The following is a 21,783-nucleotide window of genomic DNA, read 5'->3' on the forward strand; positions in this document are numbered from 1 at the left end:
GCCTCAGGCCGATCCTGCCCCCTGCGGCGGTGCCGGGAACGGCACGAGGGCCACTGTTACGTTGTCGTGGCCCCCGCCGTCCAGGGCGTGACCGACCAGCACGCGGGCGCTGTGCAGCGGACGTGAGGCGGCGTCGAGAGGCGTGATCTCGGCCATCTCCTCGGCCGACTCGGCGTAGTTCCACAGGCCGTCCGAGCAGACCACGACCACACCCGCGCGGTCCGGCTTGAACGACGCGGTGTGCGGCTCCAGTTCGTAGGCGTCGGCGCCGAGCCAGCCGGTGATCGCGTGGGCGCGTTCGTCGGCGTACGCCTCGGCCTCGCTCATCAGGTTCGCGGCGACCATCTGCGCGGCCCAGGAGTCGTCCTCGGTGAGCCGGGCGGGCGGTGTGCTCCGGTCCACCGGCACCCAGTAGACGCGGCTGTCGCCGACCCAGCCGACGACCAGCAGACCGGCGGTCACCACGGCGCCGACCAGGGTGCAGGCGGGCGCGTTCTGGTGCGGGGCCCGCTCGCGGGCGGTGGCGGGCTCGTCGGCCAGCGCGTTGACGGCGTGCGAGGCGGCGACGATGGCGTCGTGCATGGCCTGCTGCGGATGGGTGCCCCGCGGCAGGGCGCCGAGCAGCGTCTCGCCGGCCGCCCGCGACGCGGCGAGCGAGGCGTCGTCGGGGCGGGTCGCGGAGGACACGCCGTCGCAGACGATCGCCACGCTCGCGGGGGCGCCGTCGGGCAGCGCGGTGCAGCCGACGGAGAACGCGTCCTCGTTGCGGTGGTGGCGCAGACCGCGGTCGCTGACCGCGGCGACGGGACCGGACTCCTGCTCCATGTGGTCGCGTTCGCGGGGCTGGGCGTGCCCGCAGTTCTCGCAGTAGCCGTCGTCGTCGACCCGTCCCGCGCGGCACGCCACACAGACCCTGCCGCCGACGGCGGGCGCGGACGCGACCGGCGTGTCCCGGACCGTCGCGCCCGGCTCCGGGGCCGGAGTCGGGGCCGGAGCGCCCGGGAGCGGCGCGGCGGCCAGTCGCGGGTCGGGCGCCTGCAACGGGTACTCGTCGGCGTCCTGCGGACGACCGGGACGGTCGGGCCGCACGCCGGGCGCCTCAGGCGGCGCCATCGGCATCGGTGGTGCCGCGGGCGGGAGCGGAGGCGCCGACGGGGCCGGCTCCGCCGGCTGCAGCGGTGAGCCGCCCGAGTCGGTGCCCGGCACTTCGGCCGCCGCGTGCACCGGGGCGGGCCGGCCGGAGCCGTCCGAGTCCCGGGCCACGGGCCAGTCCACACCGTCCGGCGGCGGCGCCGGCGCGGGCACCGAGCCGTTGACGGCGACGGTCGGGCTGTCCTCGGGCCGTGCGGGCACGGCGGACAGGTCGTATCCACAAGCGCCGCAGAAACGGTCACCGGGCTCGAGGGGTTCCTCGCAGCTCGGGCACTTCGGCACAGCGGCCTGCTGGGGCATCTGCGACATCAACTACACCCACGTCCGGGGGCGGTAACGATTGGCACGTTCCACCAGGTCGATCCTCTCCTCGCCGCCCCGCGCCAGCCGAGCCAGCGTGCGGTACGAACGCTCCAGGCCGAAACGCAGGCCGCGTTCGTCCAGGCCGCTGCCGAGCAGCGTCCGTCCCCCGGCGGCGGATGGGACGGAACCCCGACCTCCGGAGAGTACCCAGTCCAGCGCGCAACCGAGGACCTCGGCCGACAGCTGCTCGCGCCGTGCCGGATCCAGACCGTACACGTCCAGCGCCTCGACCTGCCGCGCGGCGGCGACCAGGTCGTCCAGGAACGCCACGTCGCCCGCCCTCGCGGTGCGCTGCCGCAGCCGTGCCCGCACGGCCGCCACCCGCGCGGCCGTGCAGTGTATGGACGCCTCCGGCACCGACTCCAGCGTCCGTACGGCACCGGTCCGGTCGCCGGCGGCGAGCTGGACCCGGGCCAGTCCGAACGCCGAGCTCACATGGCTCGGGTCGGACGCCCACACCAGGCGGTAGTACTCGGCGGCGTTGTCGAGCTGCCCCAGTACCTCCGCGCACAGGCCGAGCGCGAGCTTGGGCGCGATCTCGCCCGGGAAGGCGTCGTAGATCGCGTCGAAGGCCAGGGCGGCGCCCTCGTGGTCGCCGGTCACCAGTGCGGCGAGCCCCTGGTACCAGACCACCCGCCAGTCGTCGGGCCGCTCGCCCTCCAGCGTCCGCAGGGCCTCGAGCGCGCCGGGCGCGTCGCCGTTCTCCAGCCGGGCCCGGATCTGCCGCAGCCGGGTCTCGGTCGACGGCGCCGGCGCGGAGGCCAGCGCGGTCAGCAGTTCGGCCGGCGCGGACGCCATGAGGCCCGCGAGGAAGCCCGCGTTGGGGTCGCCGGCGTCGACCCGGGGGACCGGCAGCGCGAGGGCGGTGACGGGCGCGTCGGCGGTCTTCACCAGCCCGGAAGCGCCGTCTCCCTCACCGCGACCGCCGACCGCGCCGGCTGCGGCGCCCGCGGCGCCCGCGGCAGGCAGCGCGGCGCTCGCACCCGTGCCGCCGGCCTGCTGCCCAAGCCCTGTGCCTGCCCCGCCGTCTGTCCCAGGCCCCGAGCCCGTGCCTGGCCCACCGTGCGTTCCGGGGCCCGTGCCTGTCCCGTGCGTCCCGGGCCCCGCGTTCGTCCCGCCGGCCCCGCCGACACCCGTGCCCGTCCCGCCCGGTGCTCCGACCGCCGCGTTCGTCCCGCCGGGCAGCGCGGGGAGCGTGCCCGCGCCACCCGGCAACGCCGCCGCCGCACCGGCGCCGCGCCGCTTCGTACGGGGCGCCCGCGCCCCCAGCAGCGACACGTCACCTTCCAGCCGCGGGAACAACTCCGTGTCCGTCACCCTGGCTTCCGGCCCGAACAGCGTGGACACGGCGGGCCGGGCGCGGCCCGTCTGGAGCGAGACCACCTCGCGCAGCACCCCCGTCAGCTGCTCGGCCATCTCCTGCGCGGAGGCGAACCGGCGGGCCGGATCCGGGTCGGTGGCACGCACCAGCAGCCGGTAGAACGACTCGTACCGCCGGAAGACGTCGATGGTGTCCGGGTCCGGCAGGGAGTCGGCGTACACCGTGGTGTAGCCCTGGAAGTCGAACGTCAGCACGGCGAGCGTGCGGCCGACGGTGTACAGGTCGGACGCCACCGACGGGCCGACGTCGGCGACCTCCGGCGACTGGTAGCCCACCGTGCCGTAGATGGCCGACTCCTCGTCGTCCATCCGGCGCACCGCGCCCATGTCGATCAGCTTGAGCTGGTCCTCGGTCTGGATGGCGTTGTCGACCTTGAAGTCGCAGTAGAGCAGGTTGCGGCTGTGCAGGTGGCCGAGCGCCTCCAGCGCCTCGATGCCGTACGCGCAGGCCTGCTCGACCGGCAGCGGATCGCGCCGCCCCTGGGGGGTGCGCCGGCCGTTGGCGATCTCCTTCAGCGACTTGCCGCCGACATACTCCATGACGATGTACCCGTCCAGCGAGCCCGTGCGCTGGTCGAGGTGCTCGACGAAGTTGTAGATCCGCACGATGTTGGCGTGCTCGATCTCGGCGAGGAACCGACGCTCCGATATCGCCGCCGCCATCGCGTCCTGGTCGCCGGTGTCCAGCAGGCCCTTGAGGACCACCCAGCGGTCGGAGACCGCCTTGTCCACGGCGAGGTAGATCCAGCCGAGCCCGCCGTGCGCGAGGCAGCCCACCACCTCGTACTGGCCGTGCACGACGTCCCCGGTCCGCAGCTTGGGCACGAACGAGTACGGGTGGCCGCACTTGGTGCAGAAGCCCTCCGTGCGCCCGGGCCGCCCACCGCGGGCGCGCCCGACCGGAACCCCGCAGTCCGAGCGCGAGCAGAACCGCTTCCGCTCGGGCACCTCGGGGTTGTCCAGCACCATCGATCGCGGGTTCGGCCGCGGGATCGCCGGGACCTCGACCAGGCCGGCGCCGAGGCGCCCGCGCCCGGAGGAACCGGCGGGGGCACCCGAGCTGCGCACCGACACCGACCGACTCGTCGACCGCCCCGAGACCGCCCGCGAGAGGCGTCCCGACACCGAACGCCGCGACTTCGACGACTGCGACGACGTACGCGAACTGCGACTGCGGCCGCTGGACCGTGAACTCCCGCTGCCCGCCGAACCGTGCGAACCCCGGGAGCCGCGCGAGCCCCGCCCGCCGCCTCCGGTGATCCCGGTCGGTGTCGAGCCGACCATGCCGTTGGAGGCGACGACCGGCGCGAGGCCGCAGGTGTCGCAGTACAGCTCGCCGCCGCCCATGTCCTCGTAGGCCCCACCGCAGCCGGGGCGCTGACACGCCCGCCCTGCCTCACTCATGACGCTGCCTCCCCCTCGTCGCTCACGCGCCGGGCCCCGTCCGGTCCATCGGCCCGCCCTGACCGGGCACCCGCGGGGCCGAGCCGAGTACTTCGGCCGCCGCGTGCTGGTAGCGCAGTACGGCCTGCCCGGCCACGCGCAGGTCGCAGGGCGCGCTCCACAGCATGCGGCGCGCCTTCTCGTACTTCTCGACCAGCTCGGGATCCTCGGCGTGGCCGAGCCGGCTCATCTTCGCCCGGTACGCGTCGAGCCGGCCGCGCAGCTCGGCGCGGACCGCGAGCGGCGCGGTGACCGCCGTCAGCGACTCGCGGGCGCGCAGCAGTTCGTCCTCCGCCTTCTCCTCCAGGGACTCCAGGAGCGGGGACAGGCGGTGCCACTGCGCGTGTCTGCGGTACTCGGCGGCCGCCGACAGCTGCTCCTGCAGCGCGGTCGGCGGTCCGCCGACCACGGGCACCTCCGTCGCGGCGATCTTCGCCAGCACCTCGCCGCGCGCGGTGCGGGCCTCGGCGAGCGTGCGGTCCGCGCGGGAGAGGACGTCCCGCAGCCGTACGATCCGCTGCTCGGCGTCCTGGCGCACGGCCAGCACGGCGTCGATCTCGCGGCGCACGTCCTCCAGGGCGCGCGCCTCCCGGTCGTACACCGTGGTGTCCGGCCGGCCACCGCCCGGCGCCGAACTGCCCTCTGCGGGCAGCCAGAAGGCCAGCGGGTCGGACACCACCTGCTCGCGCAGCCTCGTCAGGGTGCGGGTGATCCGTTCCAGGTCGTCGCCGGCCGGGTGCTCGCCGGGACGGACGCCCACGGAGTGCGCGAGCCGGCGCGTGCGATGGAGCTCGGCGGCGAGCAGATCGATCCGCGCGGGCAGCGCCGACCACACCGCGTCGGCGGCGACCACCATGTCGAGGGCGGCCGCGTACAGCTGGTTCATCCGGTCCACCAGCGTGACCAGCGAGTACCGTTCGCTGAGGCGGCCCGGACCGCCGTGCGGGGTGGGCGCGTCGGCGGTGGCCACGGCGGCGCCGCCCGCCACGGTGACGGCCTCGCCGCTCAGCAGCTCGGTCAGCGCCACCAGGTCCTCACGGCTGGACCAACGGCGCCGGGAGCGGATCTCCCGGGCGGTGCGCAGCGCGCCCGTGTACGCGTCGAAGTAGGTCCACAGCAGCGTGATCGACGCCTCGGCGGCGGCCCAGCGCTCGCCGGTCACCCCCGTGAGTTCGGCGCCTTCGAGGAGTCTGCGGCCCGCGTGGTCCTGGAGGGCGAGGAGCGAGGTCTCGACGGCCTCGTGCTCCGCGCCGAGCCGCGCCAGCGCACGGTCCACCTCGTCCCGGTCCATCACCGGCCCGGTGGGTCCCGTGTCGCCCATCGATCACCTCTCGCTGTCGCGGACCTGTACGTGGTCTCGTGGTCTTTCCGTGTCTTTCCGTGTGTGCGGCGGTCGTTCAGCTCGTGCGCAGGTACTCCGGCTTCTCCGGTGGCTCCCACTGCGCCGCGTCTTCCATGGTCTGTGACAGCCACCGGTCGTACGAGTACGTCCAGCCCCTGGTGTCGTCCGCGCGCCACTCCACGAGGATCTGGTTGACCCGGCGTACCAGGTCGTCGGCGTCCTTCTGCATCGCCACGCCGTAGTACTCGTCGTCGGTGAAGGGGGTGCCCCGCAGTCCGACCGTGGGGTCCTGTGCGGCCAGGCTCGCGGCGAGCGCGCCGTCGGTGACGACCGCGTCGACCTCACCGAGCTGGAGCCGTACCAGGCAGTCCAGTTGGTTGGGCACGGTGGTGTCGAGGTCGACGTCGGCGGTCGGCTCGCCGTTCTTCTGGTCCCGTTTCAGCGTGCTCAGCGCTGTCGAACCCGCCGCCGTGCAGATCTTCTTGCCGGCCAGCGTCTTGTCGTACCCGGTGATGCCCGAGGACTTGGGCGCCAGCACCTGCTGGCCGGTCTTGAAGTAGGGCGCGGAGAAGGCGACCTCGGTCAGCCGGTCGCAGCTGATGGTCATCGTGCGGACGACCATGTCGACCCAGCCGTCCTCGATCGCGGGGATGCGCTGGTCGGTGGTGATCGCCTTGAACTGCACGGCGTTCCGGTCGCCGAGGATGTCCTCCGCGATACGGCGCACCAGGTCGATGTCGAAGCCCTCCAGCCCGGCGTCACCGCCACTGTTGGGGTCGCGGTAGCCCCAGCGGTAGCTGTTCTGGTCGACGCCGACGATCAGCTTGCGTTTCTCGCCCCGGCGGTTCTGGATCTCGTCGATGGTGGGGCCGTCGGCACCGGACGGGGACAGCGTCTGCTTCCACGGTTCCGTGCACTCCTCGGCGGCGCGCGCCTGGCTGCCGTGGGCGACACCGTGGCCGCCCGTGCCCGTGCCACCGCCCTCGCCGTGCGAGCGGACCAGCGGCAGGAGCAGGGCGAAGAGCACGGCGAGGGCGCAGGCGAAGGCCATCGCCCCCACACCGCCCCAGCCCCTCAGGCCGCCCCGCAGTCGTCGTGCGCGCATCCTGGCGCCTCCTTTCAGGGGTGTCCCCTCCCGCCCGTCGGCCGGGTCCGCGCCGCGCTTCACCGGTACTCCGAGAGCCTGCGGCCGATGCCCAGCAGCGCGCCCGCCGCGCCGAGGCCGGCGAGGACACCCGCGCCCTGCGGCAGGTGGTCCATCGCGTCGAGGCCGTCGCCGGCCGCCTGCTCGAACTCCCGCTTCTCGTGCTTCAGGGCGTCGTCGAGCGAGGCGTCCACGCCGTCGAAGCACTCGACCGTGGCCCCCTTGCCGCCGATGACCAGGTCCAGCGCCTGCTGGTAGTTGCCGTTCTCGTCCTGTTCGCGGGCCGACGCGTGGCGCTTCTTCCATTCCGTCATGTCGCGGTTGGCCGCGGCGACGGGCAGCCTGCCCGCCTCGTCGTCGGCGAGCCGCTTCGCCTCGGCCAGCTTCTTGCCGAGAGCGGCCATGTTCTGGCCGAATTCGTAGTCGTAGGCGTCGTACGTCTCGCCGTCCACCTTCTTCGTCTCCGCGCCGCGCGCCACCAGGGTGAGGTTCTCGTTGCCCCGGGCCTTGAGGGAGGCGAGGCGGGCGTCGTTCAGCACGTTCAGCGAGCGCACGCCGTTCTCGTAGGAGTCGCGCAGGTCCGATCGTGCGACGCTGTGGCCGACGACCAGCCAGAGCAGGACGATCGTGGTGGTGGCCGTGGCGGCCACCAGGCCCTGGTTCAGGACGCGGTGGGTGCGCCGGTAGGTGCGGTGCTGTGCCCAGGCCAGGGTGGCGAGCGCGAGGACGCCGAGGGCCAGCGCGGCCCAGGGGTAGGGCTTGGCGTCGCCGTAGTCGGCGTGCAGCCGCTGGTTCTCCGTCTTGTAGAGGTCCTCCGCCGCCGGGAGCATCTCCTTCTGCATCTTCTCGTTGGCGTAGCGCAGATAGGCCCCGCCGACCGGGAAGCCCTGGCGGTTGTAGGTGCGGGCGCGCTCGATGAGGCCCTTGTACTCGGGCAGGAGGCGGTTGAGCCTGGTGATGGTCTTCGCGGAGGGGGAGTCGGCGTCCGAGCCGGCGGCGGCCTTCACGAGGCCCTCGGCGGCGGTGCGGATGCCCTTCTCGTACCCGTCGCGGGACGCCTTGGTCTCCTGGCCGCCGGCCAGGAATCCGCTGGACGCGGCCGTGTTGGCCTCGGCGAGGGAGCGGTAGATGTCGGCCGCGTCGGAGGTGAGCGGCTGGCTGCGGAAGAGCACGTCGTCGGCCGCTGTGTGCCGGTCTTGCATCTGCCAGGCGGTGACGGTGCCGAAGGCGACGACCAGCGCGGCGAGCAGCGCGCCGATGATGCGCAGCCGCCCCGGTTCGGTGACGGCCGCCGCGCGCAGCCGGTCCACACCCTCGGCGAACGCGGTGCGGCGGGGCGACGCCGGAGGGGGCGTGGCGGGGGCGCCGGCGCCTGGCCGCTGCCGGGGCGACGGCTGCGGCTGCGAGTGCGGCTGTGGGTGCGCCTGCGGCGGTACGGCGGGCATGGTGGACACGCCCTGACCGGGTGGTGGCGCCCCGCTGCCCTTCGGCTGTTGAGTCACTGCTGACCTCCCCCATGGTCATCCGTCGCCGCAAGTATCGCTGCCCGCACCGGCATTCGCACCGGCCTTCGCCCGATCTTGTTCCGATCCGGGTGTTCCGCCGCCGGTGCTCCGGTCACGCCGGTCACGCCGATCACGGTGTTCCGATCACGGTGTTCCGATCACGGTGCTTCGCACCACACCACCCCTGCCCATGAACACGCCACCGGAACCGGGTCGGTTCCCTCCCCGCCGGCCTGTGGACCGGGTCTCCAGCCGTGGACGGGCGGCTCCTCAGGCGGTGAAGTGCGCCCGCGCCCGCGCGTGGGCCTCGGGGGCCGCCCCCGCCCGGTCCAGCCCCAGCAGCACCGCGCCCAGCACCGGCCGTGCCGTCACCACCCGCGGTACGGCCTCGGGGGCGACGTCCGCCAGCAGCTCCCGTATCCGGTCGTCGAGCTGCGGGTGCCGCGCCGCCAGGACGCTGCCGCCCAGCAGGACGGGTGTCCGTCCGGCGAGCAGGTCCAGCCGGGTCAGCGCGACCGTGGCCATGGCCACCACCTCGTCGGCCTGCCGGTCGACGACCGCCCGGGCGAGCGGATCGCCGTCGGCCGCCGTGGCGAACAGCACGGGGGACAGCTCGTGGCGCCGTACGGGCTCGATGTGCCGCAGGTGCAGGGCCTCGATGAGCGCGTACATCGAGCCGAGCCCGAAGTGGGCCGGCAGGGTGCGGGCCAGTTCCGAGGGCCGGCCCCGGCCGTCCTCCGCCCGCGCCGCGTGCCACAGCGCCTCCTCGGCCAGGCCCCAGCCGCCGCCCCAGTCGCCGGAGAGGCGCCCGATGGCCGGGAAACGGGCGGTGCGGCCGTCGGGGCGCATGCCGACGCAGTTGACGCCGGCTCCGCAGACCACGGCGACGCCGAGCGGCTCGTCGACACCCGCCCGCAGGACGGCGAACGTGTCGTTGCGTACGTCCACCCTCGCGCCCCACCCCCGCGCGTGCAGCGCGGCGGCCAGCTGCTCCTCCTCCACGGGCAGGTCCGCGTTGGCCAGGCACGCCGAGACGTGTTCGACGGAGCCGACGCCCGCCGCCGCGAAGGCCCGCGTCACCGCCTCCCCGAGGGCGTCCACCGCTCGTTCGACGCCAACGGCGGGTGGCCGGAAGGCCCCGCCGCGGGCCGTGGCGAGTACCTCCCCGTCGGCCGCCACGATCGCCACGTCGGTCTTGCTGTTGCCCGCGTCGACGGCGAGCAGACTCGCGCTCAGGCCCACGCCAGGTGCTCCCGGTTGTGCGCGATCAGCCGGTCGGTGAGCTGCTCGGCCTGCGCGTACTGCCCGACGAGCGGGTGGGCGAGCAGTGCCCGCAGCACCCGGTCGTGGCCGCCGCGCAGCGCCGCGTCGAGGGCCAGGTCCTCGTACGCCGTCACGTTCGCCATCAGCCCCGCGTACAGCGGGTCCACGGCCGGCACCGGTAGCGGAGCGGCCCCCTTCGGGCCCACCGCGGCCGGCACCTCGATCACCACGTCGTCGGGGAGGAAGGGCAGTGTGCCCCGGTTGTAGGTGTTCACCACCTGGTACGGGGAGCCCGCGCCGCCGAGCAGGGCTGCGGCCAGGTCCACGGCCGCCTCCGAGTAGTAGGCGCCGCCCCGCTTCGCCAGCAGGGCGGGCTTCTCGTCCAGGGCCGGATCGGCGTACATCTCCAGCAGTCGCCGTTCCATCGCCGCCACCTCGGCGGCCCGCGACGGCTTGGTGAGCAGTTCCCCGACCACCTCGTCGTGGGCGTAGTAGTAACGCAGGTAGTAGGAGGGGACGACGCCCAGGCGGTCGAGGAGGGGCCGGGGCAGGCGGAGATCGGCGGCGACGGCGTCCCCGTGCTCGGCCAGCAGCCGGGGCAGGACGTCCTCGCCCTCGGGGCCGCCGAGGCGGACGCCGGTCTCCCAGGTGAGGTGGTTGAGGCCCACGTGGTCCAGGTGGACGTCGGCGGGTGCCACCCCGAGCAGCGCGGCGAACTTGCGCTGCAGTCCGATCGCCACGTTGCACAGGCCGACCGCCCGGTGCCCGGCCCGGAGCAGGGCGCGGGTCACGATGCCGACCGGGTTAGTGAAGTCGATGATCCAGGCGTCCGGGTTGGCCCGGCGGACCCGCTCGGCGATGTCCAGCACCACCGGAACGGTGCGCAGCGCCTTGGCCAGGCCGCCCGCGCCGGTCGTCTCCTGGCCGACGCAGCCGCACTCCAGCGGCCAGGTCTCGTCCTGCTCGCGGGCCGCCTGGCCGCCGACGCGCAGCTGGAGCAGTACGGCGTCGGCGCCGTCCACGGCCGCGTCCAGGTCACGGGTGGTGACGATGCGGCCGTCGTGGCCCTGCCTGGCGAAGATGCGGCGGGCGAGGTCCCCCACCAGCTCCAGCCGGTCCGGCGCCGGATCGACGAGGACGAGTTCCTCGACCGGCAGCGTGTCCCGCAACCGGGCGAACCCGTCCACGAGTTCGGGCGTGTAGGTCGAACCGCCGCCGACCACGGTGAGTTTCATACAGCCGTCATCCCTTCGCTCATCCCTTTGCCCGTCTCCTTGTTCATCCCTTGACTCCGGTCAGCGTGACGCCCTCGACGAACGCCTTCTGCGCGAAGAAGAACACGAGGATCACGGGGGCCATGACCAGCACGGTCGCGGCCATGGTGAGGTTCCAGTCGGTGTGGTGGGCGCCCTTGAAGGACTCCAGTCCGTAGGAGAGGGTCCAGGCGCCGGGGTTCTCCGATGCGTAGATCTGCGGGCCGAAGTAGTCGTTCCAGGCGTAGAAGAACTGGAAGAGGGCAACGGCCGCGATGCCCGGTCTCGCCATCGGCAGGACGACCTTCAGCAGGGTGCGCAGCTCCCCGCAGCCGTCCACCCGCGCCGCGTCCAGGTACTCGTCCGGGATGGTCAGCAGGAACTGCCGCAGCAGGAAGATGGAGAACGCGTCACCGAAGGCCATCGGGATGATCAGCGGCCAGAGCGTGCCCGACAGGTCCAGCTGCTTCGCCCAGAACAGGTACATCGGGATGATGACCACCTGTGGGGGCAGCATCATCATCGAGATCACCAGCATCAGGGACAGATGCCGCCCCCGGAAGCGGAACTTGGCCAGCGCGTACGCCACGGGGACGGACGACACGACGGTCAGGACGGTGCCCAGACCGGCGTAGAGCAGCGTGTTCTTCCACCAGGTCAGGAAGCCGGGCGTGTCCAGGACCGTGCGGTAGTTGCCCCACTCCCAGGTGTGCGGCCACAGGTCGCGGGTGAGGGCCTGCTGGTCGCTCATCAGCGAGGTGAGCACCACGAACACGAACGGCAGGACGAAGAAGAGCGCGGCGGCCACGCCCAGGCAGTGGACGGCGATCCACTCCAGCAGGACGCGCCGTCTGGCGGTGCGCTGTTCGGTCGGGGGCGTAACAGCCACCACGGGTCGTTCCCGTACCCGGGTCATCGTTCACCTGCCTGGATCAGACCGCCCCGGCGGCGCATCAGCAGCGCCGTGAACGCCATGGCCAGCGCGAACAGCACGAGGGCGACCACGCAGGCGGAGCCGTAGTCGAAGCGCTGGAAGCCGAGGTTGTAGACGAGCTGGGGGAGGGTGAGGGTCGACTTGTCCGGGTAGCCCGGCTCGAAGGACTGGCCGGAGCCGCCGATGATCCCGGAGGCGACCTTTCCCGCGACCAGTGGCTGCGTGTAGTACTGCATCGTCTGGATCACGCCCGTGACCACGGCGAACAGCACGATGGGCGAGATGTTCGGCAGCGTGACGAACCGGAACCGCTGCCAGGCCGACGCCCCGTCCAGCTCGGCCGCCTCGTACTGCTCCTTCGGTACGTCGAGCAGCGCGGCCATGAAGATGACCATGAGGTCGCCCACGCCCCACAGCGCGAGCGCGGTCAGCGCCGGCTTGGACCACGCGGAGTCCGTGAACCAGCCGGGCGCCGGTACGCCGAGGCCCTCCAGGACGGAGTTGACCGGGCCGGTGCCGGGGTTGAGGAGGAAGACGAAGGCCAGCGTCGCGGCGACCGGCGGGGCGAGGTAGGGCAGGTAGAAAAGGGTGCGGAAGACACCCGTCGCCGTCCTGATCTTCGTGATGAGCAGCCCGACCCCGAGTCCGAACACGACGCGGCAGGTCACCATCACCAGGACGAGCCAGAGGGTGTTGCGCAGGGCCGGCCAGAACATCGGGTAGTCCTGGAAGACGTACGCCCAGTTCTCCAGCCCCCGGAACTCCGGGACGCCGAAGCCGTCGTACTTCATCAGCGAGAAGTAGACGGTGGACACCATGGGATAGGCGAAAAAGATGCCGAACCCGACGATCCACGGTGACATGAAGGCCACCGTCCGAAGCGCCGAGGACCGGCGCTTCGCGCGGAGAGTGTTCGTGGTCACGGACCGCTACTTCGTCTGCTCGATGTCGCGGTCGATCTGCGCGGCGGTCTTCTCCAGCCCGGCCTTCAGATCCTTCACCTTGCCCGACTCGTACTGGTAGCCGAAGTCCTGGAGAGTCAGCTGGTACGTGGCGCCGTTGACGGAGGCCGGCGGGGAGTTCGACTCGGGGTGCTGGGCGATGTCGAGGAAGGTCCTGAACGCCGGGTCCGTCGTCAGGTCGGGTGACTTCAGGGCCGGGAACGTGGAGGGCACGTTGCGGATGGCGTTGGCGAAGGCCACGACCGCCCCGGTGTCCGTCGTCATGTACTCCACCAGCTCCCACGCGGCGTTCTGCTTCTCGCTCTGCGGGGCGATGCCCATGACGGTGCCGGAGAGGAAGCCCTTGCCGTACTCGTCCACCTCGTCGTCGGCGACGGGCATCGGAGCGGTACCGATCTCGAAGTCGACGCCCGCGTCCTTCGCCATGCCGAGCCGCCACTCGCCGTCGAGCTGCATGGTCACCTGACCGGTGTGGAAGGGGTGCTTCGCGCCCCACTCGTCGCCGAAGGTGTTGCGGTACTTCTCCAGCCGGTCGAAGCCGCCGAGGTCGTCGACGAGCTTCTTCTGGTACGTGAACATCTCCGCGAAGGCCGGATCCTCGGCAACGTTCGACTTGCCGTCCTCGTCGAAGTAGGCGTGGTCCCACTGGGACATGTAGTGGTCGACGACGGTCTCGTAGCCGTGGTAGTTCGGCATGAAGCCGAGCTGCTCGTAGCCGTCGCCGCCGGCCTTCGCCTTGGTCAGCTTTTTCGCCACCTCGGTCAACTCCGACCAGGTCTTCGGCGGTTGCTCGATCCCGGCCGCCTCGAATGCGTCCTTGTTGTAGTAGAGGCCGTAGGCGTCGCCGAGCAGCGGCAGGGCGCAGCGGGTCCCCTCGAACTGCGTGTACTCCAGCATCGGCTTCGGGATGAGCGCGTCCAGGTCGAGCTTCGACTTCTCGATGAACGGCTTCAGGTCGAGGAAGGCGCCCGAGGAGCAGAACTTGCCGATGTTGGAGGTCGTGAACGACGACACCACGTCCGGTCCCTTCGAGCCGCCCGCGCGCAGGGCCTGGTTGAGCTTGTCGTCGTTGATGTTGCCGACGACCTTCACCTTGATATTGGGGTGCGCCTTCTCGAAGCGGTCCACGTTCGCCTGTACGGCCTTCACCTCGGCGGGCGCGCTCCAGCCGTGCCAGAAGGTGATGGTCGTCCCGGCGTTCGGATCGTCCGTGGCTCCGGTGTCGGACTGACCGGTGCAGGCGGTGGCGAGAAGGGTGAGAGAGGCGGAGACGGCGACCGCGAGAGCTGCTTTTCTGGATATTCCGGGCATGGCGGATCTCCCTGAGGCAGGCGTGGCGGGACGGAGTGGTGGTGCGGGACGGGGGTGCGCGGAGTGAAGCCGAGGGGGGCGCGGGGTCAGCGCGAGGTGTCGAAGACCTCGTCGCGGGTGGTCGCCAGCGCGCTCTCCAGCGCGCCGCGCAGGACGGGGTGTTCGGTCACGTCGCCGACGGCGAGCCGGGGCCTGGACGCTGCCAGCTCCTCCAGCTCGTCCTGGACCAGGGCGCGCAGCGCCTCACCGCCTGTGGTGAGCGAGGTGCCGCTCAGGACCACGAGCTCGGGGTCCAGGACGGAGACGAGGGAGGCCAGGCCGGTGGCCAGGCGAGTGGCATAGGTCCGCAGCAGGCGGCGGTGCGGGTCGTTGTCTTCGTCGGCCCGGGCGCCCCGGGCGACCAGGGCGGCGGCCACCTCGACGTACGACCCGCAGGGCACGGAATCGACGCCGAGTTCCCGGGCCAGCCCCGGCAGGGCCTGGGAGCCGGCCAGCTCCTGGAAGCCACCGCTGCCCGTACGGCTGACCTTGCGGACCAGTGGGGCTCCCGGCACGGGCAGGAACCCGACCTCGCCGGCGCCGCCGGTCCAGCCGCGGTGCAGCCGGCCGCCGAGGACCAGGGCGGCGCCGAGCCCCTCCTGGTTCCACAGCAGGACGAAGTCCTCGTGGCCCCGGGCCGCGCCGAGGCGCTGCTCGGCCACGGCGGCGAGGTTCACGTCGTTCTCGTACTCGACCGGCATCGGCAGGGCGGCGGCGAGTTCGTCGAGGAGGGTCGGGGAGTGCCAGCCGGGCAGGTGGGAGGCGTAGCGCAGCCGTCCGGTGCCCGGATCGAAGGCGCCCGGGGTGCCGATGACGACGCGGTGGACGTCGCCCCTGGCGAGTCCGGCGGCCTTCGCCGCGCCGTCGAGGGCGTCGGTGACCTGCTGGACGACCGGGACGGCGGCACGGCGGCCCGGGGTGGGCAGCTCGTGCCGGCCGACCGTGCGCCCGGTGACGTCGGCGACCGCGGCGAGGACGCGGCCCGGGGTGACGTCGATTCCGGCGGCGTACGCGGCGGCCGGGTCGACCTCGTAGAGCTGGGCGCCGGGTCCGGGGCGGCCCTCGGTCGTACCACCCGCCAGGACCAGCCCCGCCGCCTCCAGGCGGGCCAGCAGCTGGGAGGCGGTCGGCTTCGACAGTCCGGTGAGTTTACCGATCCGGGTACGGGACAGCGGCCCGTGCTCCAGCAGGAGATCCAGGGCGGCCCGGTCGTTCATGGCGCGCAGGACGCTCGGGGTGCCCGGCGTACCGACGGTTCCTGCCATGCGTGTCCACACCTGCCTCTCGCCGCTCAGCTTTTCAGCGCGCGGTGGGGAAGTTCACCGTAGCGATCCACATCTGTCAGGAAAGCTTCCTGTTGGTCGAGAAACGTAGGACTGCACGGAGGAACCGTCAAGAGCCCGCTCCGGGGCAGGGCGATCGGTCCCCTCGCAAAGGACGAGCGCGACGCCCGCTGCCCGATGACGCTCGGAGCCCGACGCCACCGCTATCGAAGGGGAGCCCAGGCGGCGCGAGTAGCACATGGTAGGAATATTCGAGGTGTTGGGGCGCAGGCACGGAACCGCCGGGCCCATCGCGAACGCGTACGGGGAGGAAGTGCCGGATGGCGTGGGACGAGTGGGAGCGCATCAAGACCGAGGCTGTTCAGAGTCAGTCGGCGCACATGCAGTTGAATCAACTGCCGGCCAATGTCGGCGGTGACACCGCACCGGGCGACCTGGTGGTGCACGACGACGAGTTGGGCAAACTGGGCAACATGGCGTACGACCTGCTGTCGCAGGTGTCGACGGATGGTGACCTCGCACGGCCGAGCACGTTCACCGCGTCCAACTCCCTTTTCAACGACGGATTGGACATGGGAGCAGCGCTGCTCGAGGTGCACGACGGGTGGAACACCCAGCTCGGCACGTTGAAACAGGCCTGCGCGCACATCTCCAATCACCTGGACTTCACCCGGGCCCAACACTCGAAGGACGAGGCCTACGTGGAGGCGGGCATGAGAAACGCGGCAGGCGACCTGTTGACACCCTCGCGCATCAACGACTACTTCCACTGACGCCTGCCGGCGGAACACCACGCACGGACAACGGGGACTGATCACACGTGGCGGACACGCTCACCGTCCAAGAGCTCACCGATCTGAGACTGGGCGGTCTGAAGACCGCCGTGGACGACTGGAAGACCATGACCGGTCGGCTGGAGAAACTCGCCACCGGGGGTGACGGCGGCCAGGTCAGCGGCGAGGGCCTGAGGAGCAAGGCGAACGCGGCGACTTGGAAGGGCGTCAACGCCACCGTCTCGCGGGAGTTCGTCACCAAGACGGCGAAGCAGTTCTCGGACGCCGCCGCGGAAGCGAAGAGCGTGCACGGCCTGCTCCAAGGCGCTCACTCCGATTTCGTCAAGCACAAGGCGGACCTGCGCACCGCCATCGACGACCTGGCGAAACGGAACATCTACGTCAACGGGAACGGCAGCGTCATCGCGTCGGTTCCCTCCGGCGCGGCGGCCGGAAGCAGCGACGACATCCACAAGCCGACCGATGAGGAGCTCGACGTCGCCCAGCGCAGGATCAACAAGATCCTCACGGAGGCGAGTGAGACCGACCGGGTCGTCGCCCGCGCCCTGCGTGCCCTGGTGAAGAACAAGTACGACTTCACGGAGAAGGGCGCCGACTCGGTCGAGGAGGCGGACCGCGCGCAAGGCAGAGCGGACGCCGAGTACTGGAGGAGGGAGATCGGCAAGGGGCACGTGGACGAGTGGAGTGAGGAGAAACTGGCCCGCTTCAACGAGATGTTGGAGGACCAGCGGGACAACCCCGGTTTCACCGAAACCTTCGCCACCGGCCTCGGGGCGGACGGGACCCTCCAGTTCTGGCGCGACCTGGCCGACCCGGGCCAGGGCAACACGCCCGAGGGAGAGCGGGCCAAGCTGCTGGGGCAGGCGCAACAGAACCTCAGCATGTCCTTGGCGAACGCGTCACACAGCCACTCCCCCGAGATGGAGGCGTGGAAGCGGGACATCATCGCCGCCGGCGGCAAGCAGTTCGGGCACGAGGGCATCATGGTCAAGCCGTACGGCTTCCAGATCATGAGCAACCTCATGGTGAAGGGGAAGTTCGACAGCGACTTCCTGAACGAGTACGGCGACGCCCTGCGCACTTTCGAGGAGAAGAAGAAGCCCTTCGAGCCGGAGGCGATCTGGGGCAACCCCGGAATCGCGGCCCAGCTCGACTACACGGGCAAGGACGCCGACGGGGACTTCGGTCGGCCGGGCACCGATCCCATGGGCGGATACCTCAAGGCGGTCTCCCACAACCCCGACGTCGCGACGAAGCTCTTCAACGACGACGACTGGGCCGACTACCTCCTCAAGGACCGCGAGTTCTACGACGAGGACGACCCGTTCGGTCAGGGCGACGGCACGACACAGTCCCGCGACGCGCTGGGCAAGGCGCTGCTGGCGGCGGGAACCGGCCTCAACCCGGACCAGCCGCACGTCCTGACCTCGTACGAGCACACCGACCCGCAGCGGCAGGTTCTGGAGGGCGCTCTGGGGCGCCTGTCCGGCAAGGGCGACGACTTTCCGCCCGAACTGCGGGACGACATGGCGCTGCTCCTGGGGAACTGGGGAGACGAAGTCCACCAGTCGGCGAGTTCCCTGGACACCGCGGCGAGCCCGCTGAACTACGAGGACCTGTTGGAAGTGTCCAAACAGGTCTCTCGGGATCAGAACGCCTACGGTCTCCTGACGGAGGGCGTGAACCAGGCGATCATCACCGATATCCATGCCGAGCACCAAGGCGATCCCGAGGAAGAGCTCAAGCGGGCGGGGCAAACGGTCGGTTTCATGGAATCCGCCCGTTACCAGGCGATCGACACCGACAAGGACGACCCGTCCTGGCCCGCCAAGTGGGGCTATCACGGGTTCGGTGGAGTGGCGAACTTTGTTCCGGTGGTGGGTGACGCGCTCCAACGCGGTGTGGACTCGGCGGCCTATGCCTGGCAGCTGGAGGAACAGCAGCGCATCGACGACGAGGCGGCCATCGACAACACTCAGAATTTCCAGTCACGGCAAGGGTATTTGCAGGCCCTGGGGGACGAGTGGAGCGCGGAGCATCCTGACCATCGACTCTCGCAGGAAGGGAACGAGTATCTGCGTCAGGACTCCATCGGAAACTCCGCCTTCAACGGAAACAGCACCGCCAACAGGATTGCAGGTATTGGGCCTCAATGATCGTTAGGATATTCCGCAGAATCGTTCTCTCGGGAGCGTCGGTGGCGGTCCTGGCCGTCGGTCTGTCGGCATGCGGCAACGACAAGAGCTACGCGATTCCCGAGCAGCTCTGCGGTGTCGCGATCACGCCCGAACTCACGGCTCCATTGCTGCCGGACGGCGATGACGTGAAGGCCGAGCCCCAGTCCCCGAGAAAGGACGAGTACGCGCGGTGCACGGTGTCGGTGGACGGAAAGGCCGCTCTTTACATCGTGGAATACAGTGGTCAAAACTCGTTCGACGCGCTTGAGCATGCGCGGGATGTGAGTGCTTTCCGGAATCCGCAGAAGGCCAAGGGTGTGACCAATGCGGTCATCGCCGACGGGAAATTCATCGCCGTCACTCCGTGCGGGGAGGGGAAGAAGAGTCATGTGCTCGACATCGATATGAACATGCCGAGCAGTGAGGCCATGGATCTGCGAGACGAGCTGGAACGCTTTGCGACGTCGTATTTGCCGGTCGGTAAGAAGGGAATAGGCTGCGAGAAGTAGACGGGGAGGCGCGGATCGAGGTTCATGGAGTTTGGCGCGCAGGCCGCGAGGAGGGATGACCACCGTGAGCGGGCCGTCCGGGGCCGCTACTTGGCGGTGCTCGGCGGCGGGATCGGAGACGCCGCGATGGACTGCGGGGACACCGTGCTGGCGTAGGCGGAGGGTGCTGCGACACCCGCCGTCGGGTCGGCGGCTGCCGGGGCGCCCTCCAGCGCTACCGTGGCGCCGCCGACGATCGCGATGCCGGCAGCGTCGAAGGCCCGCTTGATGCGCCAGCGCAGTTCGCGCTCGACGGTGAGGGCCTTGCCGGGCATGGTCTTCGCGGAGACCCGCACCACCATGGAGTCGAGCAGTACGGAGTCCAGGCCGAGCACCTCGATCGGGCCCCAGAGCATCTCGTTCCAGGGCTCTTCCTTGCTCATCCGTTCGCCGACCGCGGCGATGGTCTCCTTGACCTTGTCGAGGTCCTCGTCGGAGCGGACGGTGACGTCCACGCCGGCCGTCGACCAGCCCTGGGAGAGGTTGCCGATCCGCTTGACCTCGCCGTTGCGGACGTACCAGATCTCGCCGTTGTCGCCGCGCAGCTTGGTCACCCGCAACCCGACCTCGATGACCTCACCCGAGGCCACGCCCGCGTCGATGCTGTCGCCGACGCCGTACTGGTCCTCCAGGATCATGAAGACACCGGAGAGGAAGTCGGTGACCAGGTTTCGGGCGCCGAAGCCGATCGCCACGCCCGCCACACCGGCGGACGCCAGCAGCGGCGCCAGGTTGATCTGGAAGGTGCCCAGCACCATCAGGGCCGCGGTACCGAGGATGACGAAGCTGGCCACCGAGCGCAGTACGGACCCGATGGCCTCCGAGCGCTGACGGCGCCGCTCGGCGTTGACCAGCAGCCCGCTCAGCGCGGTGCCGCCGCCCGACCCGGGCCTGCGGTTCATCCGGTCTATCAGCTTGGTGATCGCCCGTCGCACCACCGCTCTGAGCACCGTCGCGATCACCACGATCAGCAGCACCCGCAGCCCGATCGCCAGCCACGTCGACCAGTTCTCCTCGACCCAGCCGGCGGCGTTCGACGCGCTCTCGTGGGCCTCCTGGAGCGAGGGCATCGCCGGGGCCGTCGGGGACGGCGTCGGGGACGGCGACGAACCGGCGGCCATCAGGACGGCGGCGGACAGGGACACGGCGGATACCTCCAGAAGCGGCGGCCCGTTCTCACGGGTCCGGTCCTGGGGCCGGTCCAGGGCCCGGCCCGAGGTCACGGAAAGGTCACCGGACGGACAGGTGCACCACACTAACGGGGCACCGAGCGCGGATCGCCCCGAAATGGGCGGGAGAGACGGTACTCACCCGCGCTTGAACAGGTCACCGTCCTGGGGATGAACTCCGTGTGGTCGAAAACACTCCCAGCCCGTTACCGGGACATGGTGGCGCTTCCACCAGGCATGAGGGGAGACTGACTACGGATCGTCCCGGCGCGAGCCACGCGCCGCCGGCGTACAAGGAGGCATCCGTGCCGCATGTCCTGGTTCTCAACGCGTCGTACGAGCCACTCGGCGTCGTACCGCTCCGCCGCGCGCTCGTCCTCGTCCTCGAGAACAAGGCCATATGCCTCGAGGAGTCCGGCGCCCATCTGCACAGCGCGACCGTCACCGTGCCCGCACCCAGCGTGGTCCGGCTCAAGCGGTTCGTGCGGGTTCCCTACCGGGGGCCCGTCCCGCTCACCAGGCGGGCGCTCTTCGCCCGCGACGGGGGCCGCTGCATGTACTGCGGTGCCGCCGCCACCAGCGTCGACCACGTCATCCCGCGCAGTCGCGGGGGCCTGCACGCGTGGGACAACGTGGTGGCGTCCTGCCGCCGCTGCAACCACGTCAAGGCCGACCGTCACCTCGGCGAGATCGGCTGGCGCCTGCGCCACAAACCCGCCCCGCCCACCGGTCTGGCCTGGCGCATCATCGGCACGGGGCACCGGGACCCGCGCTGGCTGCCGTACTTGCAGCCGTACGGCGCGGAGGACGCGATGGCCCGGATCGACGGCATTTCCGCCTGACGGTCCGGGCCTCTGTCCGCCGTGGGGCCGGTCGGTGTCGGAGTCACCTCCGGCGCGGGGCGTGGTGGAGCCTCCTGGGGGCGACGCGCCTTCCCCAAAGCGTGAACTTTCCCGCCTCTCTGTCCTCGCGCCGCTCACTTGAGCGTCAAAAGGACGTTCGCCGTCGATCGTTCACGCTTTTCAGCATGATCTGGCGCGGAACCCCGGGCGTTCACGCCCGGGAGGAAGCGCTTCTTCAACGCTGCTCTGACCCGCGCGGGTGCATGGGTCTGCGCTGTTGACCTTGGCTGGGACGTTTCTGGTTTCTCGATGTACTCCTTGGCCGGGGAACTCTTGTCGCCGGGTAGTGCGCGAGCAGGTGGACGTGATCGCGTTCGCCGTTGAACTCCCGCAGCTTTGCGCCGAAGTCGGTGCACACGTCGTGCATGACCTCTTCGCAGCGCCCAAGGAGTTCGTCGGTGAATGGCCCGCGCCGGTACTTGGGGGTGTGCCGGGATCCGGCTCCCGGACTTCATCGTCCACAAGGCCGAGCGGGCAGACGTGCCCCCTGGTCTTCGTTGAACCCGCGTACACGTCGCAGACGTGCGCCGAGAGCGGCCACGTCGGCAAGCGCAACCGTGTCGGCCAGGGGCTTTTCATCTGCCGGGGGTGCGGGGTCGTTGCCCACGCCGACCGGAATGCTTCCCACAGCATCGCCACCCGTGGCGAAAGCGTGAGGAATGCGGGGCGTGAGTCACGCGTCCCTGCCACCCCACAACGGGGTGTCCGGACGGAGGAGTCCACCCCAGCAGCCAGCCGGGCACTACCTCCAAGCCCGCCCCCTCAGCTTGGCGTTTAACCTCGCTGGGCTTGGTGTTCCTTGATTGACTCGGCGCGTTT

At 71.0% G+C, this 21,783-nt stretch carries 17 protein-coding genes and 1 pseudogene; 5 read left to right on the forward strand and 13 right to left on the reverse strand.

What is annotated here, in order from left to right; genetic code table 11:
- Window positions 1-3: 3 nt before the first annotated feature.
- The 11 genes from ABEA26_RS18145 to ABEA26_RS18195 all read right to left on the reverse strand — a co-directional run bounded on the left by ABEA26_RS18145 (window position 4) and on the right by ABEA26_RS18195 (window position 15,356).
- A complete protein-coding gene (locus ABEA26_RS18145; protein WP_345593555.1) occupies window positions 4-1,461 on the reverse strand; it encodes a PP2C family protein-serine/threonine phosphatase in 1,458 nt (485 codons plus the stop codon).
- A 3-nt stretch (window positions 1,462-1,464) separates the two neighbouring features.
- Window positions 1,465-4,299, reverse strand: coding sequence for a serine/threonine-protein kinase (locus ABEA26_RS18150; protein ID WP_345593556.1), 2,835 nt, complete (start codon window positions 4,297-4,299; stop codon window positions 1,465-1,467).
- Between the two features lie 22 nt (window positions 4,300-4,321).
- A complete protein-coding gene (locus tag ABEA26_RS18155; RefSeq protein WP_345593557.1) occupies window positions 4,322-5,659 on the reverse strand; it encodes a hypothetical protein in 1,338 nt (445 codons plus the stop codon).
- Window positions 5,660-5,735: 76 nt separating this feature from the next.
- On the reverse strand, window positions 5,736-6,785 hold the full coding sequence (locus ABEA26_RS18160) for a glutamate ABC transporter substrate-binding protein (protein WP_345593558.1): 1,050 nt from the start codon (window positions 6,783-6,785) through the stop codon (window positions 5,736-5,738).
- Between the two features lie 59 nt (window positions 6,786-6,844).
- Entirely contained in the window at window positions 6,845-8,326 is a 1,482-nt protein-coding gene (locus tag ABEA26_RS18165; protein ID WP_425587861.1) for a hypothetical protein, read from the reverse strand.
- Between the two features lie 273 nt (window positions 8,327-8,599).
- Window positions 8,600-9,571 (reverse strand): N-acetylglucosamine kinase, encoded by a 972-nt coding sequence (locus ABEA26_RS18170; protein ID WP_345593559.1) that lies wholly within the window; start codon window positions 9,569-9,571, stop codon window positions 8,600-8,602.
- A complete protein-coding gene (locus tag ABEA26_RS18175; RefSeq protein WP_345593560.1) occupies window positions 9,562-10,827 on the reverse strand; it encodes a 6-phospho-beta-glucosidase in 1,266 nt (421 codons plus the stop codon). Before ABEA26_RS18175 ends, ABEA26_RS18170 begins: the two co-directional genes overlap by 10 nt.
- A 43-nt stretch (window positions 10,828-10,870) precedes the next feature.
- On the reverse strand, window positions 10,871-11,761 hold the full coding sequence (locus ABEA26_RS18180; RefSeq protein ID WP_345593561.1) for a carbohydrate ABC transporter permease: 891 nt from the start codon (window positions 11,759-11,761) through the stop codon (window positions 10,871-10,873).
- Window positions 11,758-12,702 carry a carbohydrate ABC transporter permease gene (locus ABEA26_RS18185; RefSeq protein ID WP_345593562.1) on the reverse strand — a complete coding sequence of 315 codons (945 nt, stop codon included), beginning with the start codon at window positions 12,700-12,702 and terminating at the stop codon, window positions 11,758-11,760. Before ABEA26_RS18185 ends, ABEA26_RS18180 begins: the two co-directional genes overlap by 4 nt.
- Window positions 12,703-12,708: 6 nt before the next feature.
- Window positions 12,709-14,052, reverse strand: coding sequence for an ABC transporter substrate-binding protein (locus ABEA26_RS18190; RefSeq protein ID WP_345593563.1), 1,344 nt, complete (start codon window positions 14,050-14,052; stop codon window positions 12,709-12,711).
- Between the two features lie 86 nt (window positions 14,053-14,138).
- Window positions 14,139-15,356 carry an ROK family transcriptional regulator gene (locus ABEA26_RS18195; protein ID WP_345593564.1) on the reverse strand — a complete coding sequence of 406 codons (1,218 nt, stop codon included), beginning with the start codon at window positions 15,354-15,356 and terminating at the stop codon, window positions 14,139-14,141.
- A 338-nt stretch (window positions 15,357-15,694) separates the two neighbouring features.
- Between ABEA26_RS18195 and ABEA26_RS18200 the strand changes: the two genes are divergently transcribed.
- Genes ABEA26_RS18200 through ABEA26_RS18210 form a run of 3 tightly spaced genes read left to right on the forward strand, consistent with a single transcriptional unit; the run spans window position 15,695 to window position 18,854 of the window.
- The gene (locus tag ABEA26_RS18200) at window positions 15,695-16,147 is read left to right on the forward strand and encodes a hypothetical protein (RefSeq protein WP_345593565.1); all 453 of its coding nucleotides are present in this window, start codon (window positions 15,695-15,697) and stop codon (window positions 16,145-16,147) included.
- 47 nt (window positions 16,148-16,194) lie between these two features.
- Complete coding sequence (locus ABEA26_RS18205; protein WP_345593567.1) at window positions 16,195-18,324, forward strand: hypothetical protein; 2,130 nt, start codon at window positions 16,195-16,197, stop codon at window positions 18,322-18,324.
- A 41-nt stretch (window positions 18,325-18,365) separates the two neighbouring features.
- Window positions 18,366-18,854, forward strand: coding sequence for a hypothetical protein (locus ABEA26_RS18210; RefSeq protein ID WP_345593568.1), 489 nt, complete (start codon window positions 18,366-18,368; stop codon window positions 18,852-18,854).
- Window positions 18,855-18,940: 86 nt separating this feature from the next.
- On the opposite strand, the gene ABEA26_RS18215 is transcribed toward ABEA26_RS18210, so the two are convergent.
- On the reverse strand, window positions 18,941-20,038 hold the full coding sequence (locus ABEA26_RS18215) for a mechanosensitive ion channel family protein (protein WP_345593574.1): 1,098 nt from the start codon (window positions 20,036-20,038) through the stop codon (window positions 18,941-18,943).
- Window positions 20,039-20,367: 329 nt separating this feature from the next.
- Between ABEA26_RS18215 and ABEA26_RS18220 the strand changes: the two genes are divergently transcribed.
- The gene (locus ABEA26_RS18220; RefSeq protein WP_345593570.1) at window positions 20,368-20,904 is read left to right on the forward strand and encodes an HNH endonuclease; all 537 of its coding nucleotides are present in this window, start codon (window positions 20,368-20,370) and stop codon (window positions 20,902-20,904) included.
- A gap of 340 nt (window positions 20,905-21,244) precedes the next feature.
- On the opposite strand, the pseudogene ABEA26_RS18225 reads toward ABEA26_RS18220, so the two are convergent.
- Window positions 21,245-21,385, reverse strand: a pseudogene (locus ABEA26_RS18225) (IS200/IS605 family transposase); the annotation flags it as partial.
- A 6-nt stretch (window positions 21,386-21,391) separates the two neighbouring features.
- Here ABEA26_RS18225 and ABEA26_RS18230 point away from each other — a divergent pair.
- On the forward strand, window positions 21,392-21,742 hold the full coding sequence (locus ABEA26_RS18230) for a zinc ribbon domain-containing protein (protein ID WP_345593575.1): 351 nt from the start codon (window positions 21,392-21,394) through the stop codon (window positions 21,740-21,742).
- The last annotated feature ends 41 nt before the right edge of the window (window positions 21,743-21,783 follow it).

The organism is Streptomyces marokkonensis, from assembly GCF_039539045.1.
GTDB classification, from domain to species: domain Bacteria; phylum Actinomycetota; class Actinomycetes; order Streptomycetales; family Streptomycetaceae; genus Streptomyces; species Streptomyces marokkonensis.

Excerpts from the sequence above, each read along its gene's own strand:
- ABEA26_RS18145 (WP_345593555.1), bottom strand. The coding sequence starts at position 1,461 with ATGTCGCAGATGCCCCAGCAGGCCGCTGTGCCGAAGTGCCCGAGCTGC.
- ABEA26_RS18150 (WP_345593556.1), bottom strand. The coding sequence starts at position 4,299 with ATGAGTGAGGCAGGGCGGGCGTGTCAGCGCCCCGGCTGCGGTGGGGCC.
- ABEA26_RS18155 (WP_345593557.1), bottom strand. The coding sequence starts at position 5,659 with ATGGGCGACACGGGACCCACCGGGCCGGTGATGGACCGGGACGAGGTG.
- ABEA26_RS18160 (WP_345593558.1), bottom strand. The coding sequence starts at position 6,785 with ATGCGCGCACGACGACTGCGGGGCGGCCTGAGGGGCTGGGGCGGTGTG.
- ABEA26_RS18175 (WP_345593560.1), bottom strand. The coding sequence starts at position 10,827 with ATGAAACTCACCGTGGTCGGCGGCGGTTCGACCTACACGCCCGAACTC.
- ABEA26_RS18180 (WP_345593561.1), bottom strand. The coding sequence starts at position 11,761 with ATGACCCGGGTACGGGAACGACCCGTGGTGGCTGTTACGCCCCCGACC.
- ABEA26_RS18190 (WP_345593563.1), bottom strand. The coding sequence starts at position 14,052 with ATGCCCGGAATATCCAGAAAAGCAGCTCTCGCGGTCGCCGTCTCCGCC.
- ABEA26_RS18195 (WP_345593564.1), bottom strand. The coding sequence starts at position 15,356 with ATGGCAGGAACCGTCGGTACGCCGGGCACCCCGAGCGTCCTGCGCGCC.
- ABEA26_RS18200 (WP_345593565.1), top strand. The coding sequence starts at position 15,695 with ATGGCGTGGGACGAGTGGGAGCGCATCAAGACCGAGGCTGTTCAGAGT.